The organism is Streptomyces griseus subsp. griseus, from assembly GCF_000720255.1.
Classification (GTDB): domain Bacteria; phylum Actinomycetota; class Actinomycetes; order Streptomycetales; family Streptomycetaceae; genus Streptomyces; species Streptomyces griseus_I.
In genome coordinates, this window is the sequence record NZ_JOJE01000010.1 from 63,096 (window position 1) to 75,588 (window position 12,493).

12 protein-coding genes are annotated in these 12,493 nt (G+C 68.4%); 1 reads left to right on the forward strand and 11 read right to left on the reverse strand.

Annotated features, from left to right (window positions below):
* Positions 1-13 precede the first annotated feature (13 nt).
* Genes nuoK through IG99_RS15900 form a run of 11 tightly spaced genes read right to left on the reverse strand, consistent with a single transcriptional unit; the run spans position 14 to position 10,870 of the window.
* Positions 14-313 carry an NADH-quinone oxidoreductase subunit NuoK gene (gene nuoK, locus IG99_RS15850; RefSeq protein ID WP_003974374.1) on the reverse strand — a complete coding sequence of 100 codons (300 nt, stop codon included), beginning with the start codon at positions 311-313 and terminating at the stop codon, positions 14-16.
* Positions 310-1,149 (reverse strand): NADH-quinone oxidoreductase subunit J, encoded by an 840-nt coding sequence (locus IG99_RS15855; RefSeq protein WP_037674413.1) that lies wholly within the window; start codon positions 1,147-1,149, stop codon positions 310-312. The genes nuoK and IG99_RS15855 overlap by 4 nt, the downstream gene beginning before the upstream one ends.
* A complete protein-coding gene (gene nuoI, locus IG99_RS15860) occupies positions 1,146-1,796 on the reverse strand; it encodes an NADH-quinone oxidoreductase subunit NuoI (protein WP_037674416.1) in 651 nt (216 codons plus the stop codon). Before nuoI ends, IG99_RS15855 begins: the two co-directional genes overlap by 4 nt.
* A complete protein-coding gene (nuoH, locus tag IG99_RS15865) occupies positions 1,789-3,150 on the reverse strand; it encodes an NADH-quinone oxidoreductase subunit NuoH (RefSeq protein WP_037674419.1) in 1,362 nt (453 codons plus the stop codon). Before nuoH ends, nuoI begins: the two co-directional genes overlap by 8 nt.
* A complete protein-coding gene (locus IG99_RS15870) occupies positions 3,147-5,651 on the reverse strand; it encodes an NADH-quinone oxidoreductase subunit G (RefSeq protein WP_037674421.1) in 2,505 nt (834 codons plus the stop codon). Before IG99_RS15870 ends, nuoH begins: the two co-directional genes overlap by 4 nt.
* Positions 5,648-6,994: an NADH-quinone oxidoreductase subunit NuoF gene (gene nuoF / locus IG99_RS15875; protein WP_037674422.1), complete on the reverse strand. Its 1,347-nt coding sequence runs from the start codon at positions 6,992-6,994 to the stop codon at positions 5,648-5,650. Before nuoF ends, IG99_RS15870 begins: the two co-directional genes overlap by 4 nt.
* Positions 6,994-7,866 carry an NADH-quinone oxidoreductase subunit NuoE gene (nuoE, locus tag IG99_RS15880; RefSeq protein ID WP_037674423.1) on the reverse strand — a complete coding sequence of 291 codons (873 nt, stop codon included), beginning with the start codon at positions 7,864-7,866 and terminating at the stop codon, positions 6,994-6,996. Before nuoE ends, nuoF begins: the two co-directional genes overlap by 1 nt.
* Positions 7,863-9,185: an NADH-quinone oxidoreductase subunit D gene (locus IG99_RS15885; RefSeq protein ID WP_037674424.1), complete on the reverse strand. Its 1,323-nt coding sequence runs from the start codon at positions 9,183-9,185 to the stop codon at positions 7,863-7,865. The genes nuoE and IG99_RS15885 overlap by 4 nt, the downstream gene beginning before the upstream one ends.
* The gene (locus IG99_RS15890) at positions 9,182-9,946 is read right to left on the reverse strand and encodes an NADH-quinone oxidoreductase subunit C (RefSeq protein WP_037674425.1); all 765 of its coding nucleotides are present in this window, start codon (positions 9,944-9,946) and stop codon (positions 9,182-9,184) included. Before IG99_RS15890 ends, IG99_RS15885 begins: the two co-directional genes overlap by 4 nt.
* A complete protein-coding gene (locus IG99_RS15895; protein WP_007383964.1) occupies positions 9,943-10,497 on the reverse strand; it encodes a NuoB/complex I 20 kDa subunit family protein in 555 nt (184 codons plus the stop codon). The genes IG99_RS15890 and IG99_RS15895 overlap by 4 nt, the downstream gene beginning before the upstream one ends.
* Before the next feature lie 13 nt (positions 10,498-10,510).
* The gene (locus IG99_RS15900) at positions 10,511-10,870 is read right to left on the reverse strand and encodes an NADH-quinone oxidoreductase subunit A (protein ID WP_007383963.1); all 360 of its coding nucleotides are present in this window, start codon (positions 10,868-10,870) and stop codon (positions 10,511-10,513) included.
* Positions 10,871-11,584: 714 nt separating this feature from the next.
* On the opposite strand from IG99_RS15900, the gene IG99_RS15905 reads away from it, so the two are divergent.
* Positions 11,585-12,418: a C40 family peptidase gene (locus IG99_RS15905; protein ID WP_037674426.1), complete on the forward strand. Its 834-nt coding sequence runs from the start codon at positions 11,585-11,587 to the stop codon at positions 12,416-12,418.
* Positions 12,419-12,493 lie beyond the last annotated feature (75 nt).

A 12,493-nucleotide genomic window follows, 5' to 3' on the forward strand; every position in this document is an offset into this window, starting at 1 on the left:
TTCTTCCGACCCCTTACAGCTTCATCAGGCTGGCGTCGTCGACCGAGGCCGAGTGGCGGGAACGGAACAGCGACACGATGATCGCGAGTCCGACCACGACCTCCGCGGCGGCGACGACCATCGTGAAGAAGGCGATGATCTGGCCGTCGAGGTTGCCGTGCATCCGGGAGAAGGCGACGAACGCGAGGTTGCACGCGTTGAGCATCAGCTCGATGCACATGAACACGACGATCGCGTTGCGCCTGATCAGCACCCCGGTGGCGCCGATGGTGAACAACAGGGCGGCGAGATAGAGGTAGTTGACGGGGTTCACTTCGACGCCTCCTCGGCCCGCTTGAAGGTCGGCGGCTCGATCGCGGCCCGCTGCAGGCGCTCCTCGGCGCGCTGTTCGAGGGCCTTGAGGTCGTTGAGCGCCTCGGTGGACACGTCACGGATCTGGCCGCGCTCACGCAGCGTCTTGCTGACCGTGAGGTCGGACGTGGTGCCGTCGGGCAGCAGGCCCGCGATGTCCACGGCGTTGTGCCGGGCGTACACGCCGGGCGCCGGCAGCGGCGGTACGTGCCTGCCCTCGCGGACGCGCTGCTCGGAAAGCTCACGCTGGGTCCTGGCGCGCTCCGTGCGCTCGCGGTGGGTGAGCACCATGGCGCCGACGGCGGCCGTGATGAGCAGCGCGCCGGTGATCTCGAAGGCGAAGACGTACTTGGTGAAGATGAGGGCCGCGAGGCCCTCCACGTTGCCGTTCGCGTTGGCGGCCCCGAGGCCGTTGAACTCCTTCAGGGAGGCGTTGGCGATGCCCGCGAACAGCAGGATGCCGAAGCCGAGGCCACACAACAGGGCCAGCCAACGCTGACCCTTGATGGTCTCCTTCAGGGAGTCCGCCGCGGTGACACCGACGAGCATCACCACGAACAGGAACAGCATCATGATCGCGCCCGTGTAGACGACGATCTGCACGATGCCGAGGAAGTAGGCACCGTTGGCGAGGTAGAAGACCGCCAGAATGATCATGGTTCCGGCGAGACAGAGCGCGCTGTGCACGGCCCTCTTCATGAAGACGGTGCACAGGGCGCCGATCACGGCGACGGTGCCGAGGACCCAGAACTGGAAGGCCTCGCCGGTGGAGGTGGAATATGCGGCGAACTGCGTCATCGGCCGATCACCTTCTCCGACGCCGGCTCGCCCTCACCGAAGGTCGAGGCGGCTTCCTGCGGGACCTCGTCCTTGGAGACGGCGACCTGCCGCTCCGTGCCGGGCGCGGCCTCCGTCACCAGGCCCCGGTAGTAGTCCTGCTCGTCCGTGCCGGGGTAGATCGCGTGCGGTGAGTCGACCATGCCGTCTTCCAGGCCCGCGAGCAGCTGCTCCTTGGTGTAGATCAGATTGGCGCGGCTGGAGTCGGCGAGCTCGAACTCGTTCGTCATCGTGAGCGCGCGCGTGGGGCACGCCTCGATGCACAGACCGCACAGGATGCAGCGGGCGTAGTTGATCTGGTAGACGCGGCCGTACCGCTCGCCGGGCGAGTAGCGCTCCTCGTCGGTGTTGTCCGCGCCCTCGACGTAGATGGCGTCCGCGGGGCAGGCCCAGGCGCACAGCTCGCAGCCGACGCACTTCTCCAGGCCGTCCGGATGGCGGTTGAGCTGGTGCCGTCCGTGGAACCGCGGAGCCGTGGTCTTCTGCTGCTCCGGGTACTGCTCGGTCAGCCGCTTCTTGAACATGGCCTTGAAGGTCACGGCGAAGCCGGCCACGGGGTTCTGGAAGCCGGGCTTCGTCTGCCCGGTCTCCTTCGGCTCCTCAGCCATCGGACGCCTCCTTTCCATCCAGAGATCCGTCACTCGCAGTATCCGACCCACCACTGACAATCAACTCCCGCTCGCGGCGCGAGCGGCGCCGGGGCACCGGTGGAAGCTCCTGTCCCGGCAGCGGCGGCACGGGGAACCCGCCGGCCATCGGGTCGAAGCCGGCCTCCTGTGCGGGGGTCTCCGCCTGCTTCCCGCGGTCGCGGAAGAGGTCCGCCACGAAGGAGAGCAGCAGCAGCGCCAGGACACCGCCGCCGACGTAGAGAGCGATGTCGGCGAAGTCGTAGTTCTCGTTCCTGAGGGTCCGCACGGTCGCGACGAGCATCAGCCACGTCACCGAGACCGGGATGAGCACCTTCCAGCCGAGCTTCATCAGCTGGTCGTAGCGGACGCGCGGGAGCGTGCCGCGCAGCCAGATGAAGAAGAACAGCAGCAGCTGCACCTTGACGACGAACCAGAGCAGCGGCCACCAGCCGTGGTTCGCGCCCTCCCAGAAGCCGCTGATCGGCCAGGGCGCCCGCCAGCCGCCCAGGAAGAGCGTCACCGACACGGCCGAGACGGTGACCATGTTGACGTACTCGGCGAGCATGAACAGCGCGAACTTGATCGACGAGTACTCGGTGTTGAAGCCGCCGACCAGGTCTCCCTCGGACTCCGGCATGTCGAAGGGGGCGCGGTTGGTCTCGCCGACCATCGTGATGATGTAGATCACGAAGGACACCGGCAGCAGGAGGATGTACCAGCGGTCCTGCTGCGCCTCGACGATCGCCGACGTCGACATCGACCCCGAGTAGAGGAACACCGAGGCGAAGGCGGCACCCATGGCGATCTCGTACGAGATCATCTGCGCGCAGGAGCGAAGGCCGCCGAGGAGCGGGTAGGTGGATCCGGAGCTCCATCCGGCGAGGACGATGCCGTAGATGCCGACCGAGGCGACCGCGAGGATGTAGAGCATCGCGATCGGCAGGTCGGTGAGCTGCATCGTGGTGCGCTGGCCGAAGATCGAGATCTCGTTGCCGGCGGGGCCGAAGGGGATCACCGCGATCGCCATGAAGGCCGGGATGGCCGCGACGACGGGCGCGAGGACGTACACCACCTTGTCCGCGCGCTTGACGATGAGGTCTTCCTTCAGCATCAGCTTCACGCCGTCGGCGAGCGACTGGAGCATGCCCCAGGGGCCGTGCCGGTTGGGGCCGATGCGCAGCTGCATCCACGCGACAACCTTGCGCTCCCAGACGATGGAGAACAGCACGGTCACCATCAGGAAGGCGAAGCAGAACACCGCCTTGATGACGACCAGCCACCAGGGGTCGTGGCCGAACATCGAGAGGTCTTCAGCGGCGAGGTACGGGCTCATGCCTCCACCTCCTCGGGGGTCTCGGCGGCGAGCGTCGCCGGGCCGATGCGGACGAGCTTGCCGGGATGTGCCCCGGTGTCGGAGGCGATGCCGCCACCGGTGGAGTTCAGCGGGAGCCAGACGACCCGGTCGGGCATCTCCGTGATCTCGACGGGAAGTTCGACCGTTCCGACGGGTCCGGTCACCGCGAGGGCGTCGCCGTCCTTCACTCCCGACTCGGCGGCCGTCGCGGCCGACACGCGCGCGTGGGCGGCGTGCCTGGTGCCGGCGAGCGCCTCGTCGCCGTCCTGGAGAACACCCTGGTCGAGCAGCAGCCGGTGCCCGGCCAGCACGGCCTCTCCGGCCGCCGGTCGCGGCAACGGCAGGGCGGTCTCCAGCGGCTCGGTGGCCCGCGGCCCGTCCCAGGCCCCGAGCCGGTCCAGCTCCGCCCGCGCGGTCCGCAGGTCCGGGAGCCCCAGGTGTACGTCCATGGCGTCGGCCAGCATCTGCAGCACGCGCGCGTCGGACGGCGCCAGGCGGCGCGTCATCTGGTCGGGCTTGAGCGCGGCCTCGAAGGGGCGGACCCTTCCCTCCCAGTTCAGGAAGGCCCCCGCCTTCTCGGCGACCGCCGCCACGGGCAGCACGACGTCGGCGAGCGCTGTGACCTCGCCGGGCCGCAGCTCCAGCGAGACCAGGAAGCCGACCTCGGCGAGTGCGGCACGCGCGCGTGCCGGGTCGGGCAGGTCGGCGACCTCCACACCGGCCACCAGCAGCGCCTGCAGCTCACCTCCCGCGGCGGCTTCGACGATCTGGCCGGTGTCACGGCCGTAGCGGTGCGGAAGTGCGGCCAGCCCCCAGGCGGCGGCGACCTCGTCACGCGCGCGTGGGTCGGTGGCCGGGCGTCCGCCCGGCAGCAGCGTCGGCAGCGCACCCACCTCGATCGCGCCCCGCTCACCCGCCCGGCGCGGAAGCCAGACCAGCCGCGCGCCGGTCGCGGACGCGGCCCGTGCGGCGGCGGTGAGTCCACCGGGCACGGCGGCCAGCCGCTCTCCGACGACGATCACCGCGCCTTCGGTGCGCAGTGCCTCGGAGGCCTTGCCGCCCGCCTCCTCCAGGCCCACCCCGCTCGCGAGCGCGTCCAGCCACTCGGTCTCGGTGCCGGGAGCGGCCGGCAGCAGGGTGCCGCCCGCCTTCTCCAGCCCGCGTGTGGCGTACGTGGCCAGTGAGAACACCTTCTGCCCGTGCTTGCGCCAGGCCTTGCGCAGCCTCAGGAAGACGCCGGGCGCCTCCTCCTCGGACTCGAAGCCGACCAGCAGGACCGCGGGCGCCTTCTCCAACGCACCGTACGTGACGCCCGTACCGTCGAGATCCCGGCCGCGGCCGGCGACGCGCGCCGCCAGGAAGTCGGCCTCCTCGCTGCTGTGCACCCGCGCGCGGAAGTCGATGTCGTTGGTGTCGAGCGCCACGCGCGCGAACTTGCTGTACGCGTAGGCGTCCTCGATGGTGAGGCGGCCGCCGGTCAGGACACCGGTCCGGCCGCGCGACGCCAGCAGGCCCTGGGCCGCGATCTGGAGCGCCTCCGGCCAGGAGGCCGGCACGAGGTCGCCCTCGGCGTTGCGCACCAGGGGCGTCTGGAGCCGGTCGCGCTGCTGGGCGTACCGGAACGCGAAGCGCCCCTTGTCGCAGATCCACTCCTCGTTGACCTCGGGGTCGTTGGCGGCGAGCCGCCGCATGACCTTGCCGCGCCGATGGTCGGTGCGGGTCGCGCAACCGCCGGAGCAGTGCTCGCAGACGCTCGGGGAGGACACCAGGTCGAACGGGCGGGAGCGGAAGCGATACGCCGCCGAGGTGAGCGCGCCGACCGGGCAGATCTGGATGGTGTTGCCGGAGAAGTACGACTCGAAGGGGTCGCCCTCGCCGGTGCCGACCTGCTGGAGCGCGCCCCGCTCGATCAGCTCGATCATCGGGTCGCCCGCGACCTGGTTGGAGAAGCGGGTGCAGCGGGCGCACAGCACGCACCGCTCGCGGTCGAGCAGCACCTGCGTGGAGATCGGGACGGGCTTCTCGTAGGTCCGCTTCCGGCCCTCGAAGCGGGACTCGGCGTTGCCGTGCGACATCGCCTGGTTCTGCAGGGGACACTCGCCGCCCTTGTCGCAGACCGGGCAGTCCAGCGGGTGATTGATGAGGAGCAGCTCCATCACACCGTGCTGGGCCTTCTCGGCGGCCGGCGAGGTGAGATGGGTCTTCACCACCATTCCGTCCGTGCACGTGATCGTGCAGGACGCCATGGGCTTGCGCTGCCCCTCGACCTCGACGATGCACTGGCGGCAGGCGCCGGCCGGATCGAGGAGGGGGTGGTCGCAGAAGCGGGGGATCTCGATGCCGAGCTGCTCGGCGGCCCGGATCACCAGAGTGCCCTTGGGCACGCTGATCTCCACGCCGTCGATCGTCAGCGTCACGAGATCTTCCGGCGGGACCGCCGCCTCTCCCCCACCTGCGGGAGCGTTGGTGGTCACGGTCATGCGTTCACCTCCGTGCGGTCGGCCCAGGCCGTCGACTTGGCCGGGTCGAAGGGGCAGCCGCGGCCCGTGATGTGCTGCTCGTACTCCTCGCGGAAGTACTTCAGCGAGGAGAAGATCGGCGAGGCGGCACCGTCGCCGAGGGCACAGAAGGACTTGCCGTTGATGTTGTCGGCGATGTCGTTCAGCTTGTCGAGGTCGGACATGACGCCCTTCCCGGCCTCGATGTCGCGCAGCAACTGAACGAGCCAGTAGGTGCCTTCGCGGCATGGTGTGCACTTGCCGCAGGACTCGTGGGCGTAGAACTCGGTCCAGCGGGTGACGGCGCGCACGACGCAGGTCGTCTCGTCGAAGCACTGGAGAGCTTTGGTGCCGAGCATGGAACCGGCGGCGCCCACTCCTTCGTAGTCAAGAGGGACGTCGAGGTGCTCTTCGGTGAACATCGGTGTCGAGGAGCCGCCCGGCGTCCAGAACTTGAGGCGGTGGCCCGGTCGCATGCCGCCGCTCATCTCGAGGAGCTGACGGAGGGTGATACCGAGCGGGGCTTCGTACTGGCCGGGGCTGGCGACATGCCCGCTGAGCGAGTAGAGCGTGAAGCCCGGGGACTTCTCGCTTCCCATCGCCCTGAACCATTCTTTCCCGTTTCTCAGGATGGCGGGAACCGACGCGATCGACTCGACGTTATTCACCACAGTCGGGCACGCGTAGAGGCCCGCGACAGCAGGAAAGGGGGGACGCAGCCGCGGTTGACCACGGCGGCCTTCGAGCGAGTCGAGCAGTGCGGTCTCCTCACCGCAGATGTACGCGCCCGCACCCGCGTGCACGGTGAGTTCGAGGTCGAGTCCGCTGCCCAGGATGTTCTCGCCGAGGTATCCCGCCGCGTAGGCCTCGCGCACGGCCTCGTGCAACCGCCGCAGAACGGGGACGACTTCACCACGCAGATAGATGAAGGCATGCGAAGACCTGATGGCATAACACGCGATCACAATGCCCTCGATGAGGCTGTGCGGGTTCGCGAAGAGGAGCGGGATGTCCTTGCAGGTGCCCGGCTCCGATTCGTCGGCGTTGACAACTAGATAGTGCGGTTTTCCATCACCCTGCGGAATGAACTGCCATTTCATTCCCGTCGGGAATCCCGCGCCGCCGCGCCCGCGCAGACCGGAGTCCTTGACGTACGCGATCAGGTCGTCCGGCGACATGGCGAGCGCCTTGCGGAGCCCCTCGTACCCTTCGTGCCTTCGGTAGACGTCCATCGACCAGGACTTGTCCTCGTCCCAGAAGGCCGACAGCACGGGTGCGAGCAGCTTCTCGGGGCTCGGGTCTTTCAGCTCGGGTGCCAAGGTCATCACTCCCCCTCCTCGGCGGCAGGCCCTGCCGGGTGGGCTGGGTCGGAGGCCGATGTCTCCTGCGGCGCGTCATGTGAGCTGAGGTGCTCGGACGGCGACGGTTCGTGCACCGTCTTGTCCTGCGGCTCGTCGTGCGGGCCGCCGTCCCGCGGATGGACCACGCGCGCGGGTGCGGCCTCTCCCCTTGCCAGGCGGAGGCCCACCAGCGAAGCGGGTCCCGCACTGCCGCTCGCCTCGACGGCCCCGGGCCGCTCGTCGGGGAAGCCGGCCAGAATCCGCGCGGTGTCCTTGAAGGTGCACAGCGGCGCCCCGCGCGTCGGCTCGACCGGCCGGCCCGCGCGCAGGTCGTCGACGAGCCGCTTGGCGCTGCCCGGGGTCTGGTTGTCGAAGAACTCCCAGTTCACCATCACGACCGGCGCGAAGTCGCAGGCCGCGTTGCACTCGATGTGCTCCAGGGTGACCTTGCCGTCGTCGGTGGTCTCACCGTTGCCGACGCCGAGGTGCTCCTGGAGCGCGTCGAAGATCGCGTCGCCGCCCATCACCGCGCACAGCGTGTTGGTGCAGACGCCCACCTGGTAGTCACCGCTCGGCTTGCGCCGGTACATGGTGTAGAAGGTGGCGACCGCGGTGACCTCGGCGGTGGTCAGGTCGAGGACGTCGGCGCAGAACCGCATCCCGGTGCGGGTGACGTGGCCCTCCTCCGACTGCACGAGGTGCAGCAACGGCAGGAGGGCGGACCGGGAGTCGGGGTAGCGGGCGATGATCTCGCGCGCGTCCCGCTCGAGCCGGGCTCGGACGTCGTCCGGGTACGCGGGCGCGGGCAGCTCGGGCATGCCCAGGCTGACGCCGCGCTCCGAAGAAGAGGTGGTCACCGGTCGACGCCTCCCATCACGGGGTCGATGGACGCGACGGCGACGATGACGTCGGCGACCTGGCCGCCCTCGCACATCGCCGCCATGGCCTGCAGGTTGGTGAAGGACGGGTCGCGGAAGTGGACCCGGTAGGGACGGGTGCCTCCGTCGGAGACGACGTGCACCCCGAGTTCGCCCTTGGGCGACTCGACGGCCGCGTACGCCTGTCCCGGCGGAACGCGGAAGCCCTCGGTGACCAGCTTGAAGTGGTGGATCAGGGCCTCCATGGAGGTGCCCATGATCTTCTTGATGTGGTCGAGGGAGTTGCCGAGGCCGTCCGGCCCCAGGGCGAGCTGGGCGGGCCAGGCGATCTTCCGGTCGGCGACCATGACCGGGCCGGGCTGGAGCCGGTCCAGGCACTGCTCGATGATCCCGAGCGACTGGCGCATCTCCTCCAGCCGGATCAGGAAGCGGCCGTAGGAGTCGCAGGTGTCGGCGGTGGGGACGTCGAAGTCGTACGTCTCGTAGTCGCAGTACGGCTGGGTCTTGCGCAGGTCGTGCGGCAGGCCGGTGGAGCGCAGGATCGGGCCGGTGGCGCCGAGGGCCATGCAGCCGGCCAGGTCGAGGTAGCCGACGTCCTGCATACGGGCCTTGAAGATGGGGTTCCCGGTGGCGAGCTTGTCGTATTCCGGGAGGTTCTTCTTCATCTTCTTCACGAACTCGCGGATCTGGTCCACCGCGCCGGGCGGCAGGTCCTGGGCGAGTCCGCCGGGGCGGATGTACGCGTGGTTCATCCGCAGGCCCGTGATGAGCTCGTAGAGGTCGAGAATCATTTCACGATCACGGAATCCGTAGATCATGATCGTGGTGGCGCCGAGTTCCATGCCGCCGGTGGCGATGCACACCAGGTGGGAGGACATCCGGTTCAGCTCCATCAGGAGCACCCGGATGATCTTCGCCCGCTCGGTGATGTCGTCCTCGATGCCGAGCAGTTTCTCGACGGCGAGACAGTAGGCGGTCTCGTTGAAGAAGGACGTCAGGTAGTCCATGCGCGTCACGAACGTGGTGCCCTGCGTCCACGTGCGGAACTCGAGGTTCTTCTCGATGCCGGTGTGGAGGTAGCCGATGCCACAGCGGGCCTCGGTGACGGTCTCGCCCTCGATCTCCAGGATCAGGCGGAGCACCCCGTGGGTGGAGGGGTGCTGGGGGCCCATGTTGACGACGATGCGCTCGTCGTCGGCACGGGCCGCGGACTGGACGACCTCGTCCCAGTCGCCACCGGTGACCGTATATACGGTGCCCTCGGTGGTTTCGCGGGCGGATGCTGACTGCGTGCTCACGAGTACGACCTCCGCTGGTCCGGAGCCGGGATCTGGGCGCCCTTGTACTCGACGGGGATGCCGCCGAGGGGGTAGTCCTTGCGCTGCGGATGGCCCTGCCAGTCGTCCGGCATCATGATCCGCGTCAGGGCCGGGTGACCGTCGAAGACGATTCCGAAGAAGTCGTAGGTCTCGCGCTCGTGCCAGTCGTTCGTCGGATAGACGGAGACGAGCGACGGGATGTGCGGGTCGCTGTCGGGGGCGCTGACTTCCAGGCGGATCAGCCGGTTGTGGGTGATCGAGCGCAGATGGTAGACGGCGTGCAGCTCGCGGCCCTTGTCGCCGAGGTAGTGGACGCCGCTGACGCCGGTGCACAGCTCGAAGCGCAGGGCGGGGTCGTCACGCAGGGTGCGGGCGACGCGCAGCAGGTGTTCGCGCTCGACGTGGAAGGTGAGCTCGTCGCGGTCGACGACCGTCTTCTCGATCGCGTTCCCGGGCAGCAGGCCCTGTTCCTCCAGCGCGCCCTCGAGTTCGTCGGCGACCTCGTCGAACCAACCGCCGTAGGGCCTGCTCGCCGGTCCCGGGAGCCGGACCGAGCGGACCAGGCCGCCGTAGCCGGAGGTGTCGCCGCCGTTGGTGGCGCCGAACATGCCGCGCTGGACGCGGATCTCCTCGCCGCCCTGGCCGCGCTGTCCGGGGAGGTTGGAGGCGGAGAGGTCCTTCTCGGGGTTGGTCCCGTCCGCGGAGCCGTTCACACCGTTGGTGCCGTTCGCGTCGCTCACCGCAGCAGCCCCTTCATCTCGATCGTGGGCAGGGCCTTGAGCGCAGCCTCCTCCGCCTCGCGGGCCGCTTCCTCGGCGTTCACGCCGAGCTTGGAGCTCTGGATCTTCTGGTGGAGCTTGAGGATGGCGTCCATGAGCATCTCGGGCCGTGGCGGGCAGCCTGGGAGGTAGATGTCGACCGGGACGATGTGGTCGACGCCCTGGACGATCGCGTAGTTGTTGAACATGCCGCCCGAGGAGGCGCACACCCCCATGGAGATCACCCACTTGGGGTTCGGCATCTGGTCGTAGACCTGCCGCAGCACCGGCGCCATCTTCTGGCTGACCCGGCCGGCGACGATCATCAGGTCGGCCTGGCGCGGTGAGCCGCGGAAGACCTCCATGCCGAAGCGGGCCAGGTCGTAGCGTCCGGCGCCGGTGGTCATCATCTCGATGGCGCAGCAGGCGAGGCCGAACGTGGCCGGGAAGACGGACGCCTTGCGCACCCAGCCCGCGGCCTGCTCGACGGTGGTCAGCAGGAAGCCGCTCGGCAGCTTTTCTTCGAGTCCCATGTCGTATGGCCCCTCAGTCCCATTCCAGGCCGCCGCGCCGCCATACGTACGCGTACGCGACGAAGACGGTGAGCACGAAGAGCAGCATCTCCACGAGCCCGAAAACACCCAGGGCGTCGAAGGTGACGGCCCAGGGGTAGAGGAAGACGATCTCGATGTCGAAGACGATGAAGAGCATCGCCGTCAGGTAGTACTTGATGGGGAAGCGCCCGCCGCCGGCCGGCGTGGGGGTCGGCTCGATACCGCACTCGTAGGCCTCGAGCTTGGCCCGGTTGTACCGCTTTGGTCCGATCAACGTGGCCATGACCACGGAGAAGATCGCAAAGCCTGCCCCGAGGGCTCCCAGTACGAGGATGGGCGCATACGCGTTCACCGCTCCTCGCTCCTCTCAGTCGGCACTGACTGCTGGCGGTTGCATCGGGCTCACATCAGCCCCACCTGTCGCACGAACCCCGCTCGTCCCGGCGAAGATCGCGAACATGTGAAGCAGGTCACAAGCCCAACTGCCTCGCATCTTATGCCTGCCGCTCTGTGATCTGCGACACGGGGTATTACACAAGCTTTGTGATCTCCACCACCTGACGAAGGATCATGAAGCCGGATGGGCGGTGATCTTCACACGAGAAGCGTCCGAGTGATCACCAGAGGTGACATTTTCGCTCATTGGTGCAGGTCGAGAGGGACGTCTCTATATCAAGAGAGTTCCCTTGCATGCAAATTGGTGCCGGTTGCGTCGCCCTGATAGAGGCACGCGTTCACACCGCAGAGGGAGTCGTGCGGCGAGGTGTGGACGCGTGCACGCGTTCACGAACGGGGTCGGGCACCGATCGCGCACAGGACGCTTGCATTCCGGTAATCGTTCCGTGACCTGCACCACACTCGAAAGAGACGTCAGAGAACCGGGCTTGGCCACGGACCCCAACCAGTGGTAGGTGGCGGGCAATTCGGGCAGAACGACGAAAGCCCATGATCACAGGCTTGATCGCCAGAGTCCGCAATGCCCGTTATGGCGTCAATAAAGAAACTGACAACGGGTGTTCAGGGTGCCCGTTGAACAAATGTGGCGCAGCACACGTTTCTTGAAGGTATGGAGGAGCCCCTGATACCGGTTGTACCCATGTCCCACACCGCTCACATACGCAGCCACCGGAAACCCCGCCGCAGCGCCTCGACGATGGCGATGCGCGCCGGAGTTGCCGGTGGTGTCCTCAGCAGCCTGGCAGTCGCCGGGGCGTCCGGTGCGGCGAACGCGGCCGAGCCGGTGACGCAGACGCTGGAACTGCCCACCCTGACGGGCGATGTGGCCGCTCAGGTCGCCCAGTCCGCGGCCGCCACGCAGCTGGCCGCCGCGAACTACGAACTGCAGGCCGAGCGTGACGCGGCCGCCGCCAAGGCGGCCCAGGAGGCCAAGAAGGACCTCGCCGAGGCCAAGCAGAAGGCCGAGGCCAAGAAGAAGGCCGAGGAGGCCCGCAAGGCCGCCGCTGAAGCCGCCGCGTCCCGTTCCTCGCAGCGGACCACCCTGTCCGCCTCCGCGTCCGCCTCGACGGGGGTCTCCGCTCCCGCCAGTGGCAGCGTCGGGACGGTGATCGCGTTCCTCAAGGCACAGGTGGGCGACGCGTACGTCATGGGCGCCACCGGCCCCAACGCGTGGGACTGCTCCAGCCTGGTCCAGGCCGCCTTCAAGCAGGTCGGCGTCGACCTGCCGCGCGTCTCGCAGGACCAGTCCATGCAGGGCACGGACATCCCCCTGTCCAGCATCCAGGTCGGGGACATCCTGTACTGGGGCTCCAAGGGCTCGGCGTACCACGTGGGCGTGTACATCGGGAACGGCCAGTACCTGGACGCCGCGAACCCCTCGAAGGGCGTCGTCATCCAGGACCTGTCGGGCTACCCGGCCTCGGGCGCGGTGCGCGTGCTCTGAGCCGTACCGGCACACGACGAACACACTGAAGGACCGCGGCCGCTCGGGGGCCGCGGTCCTTCAGTCGTCCCCTGA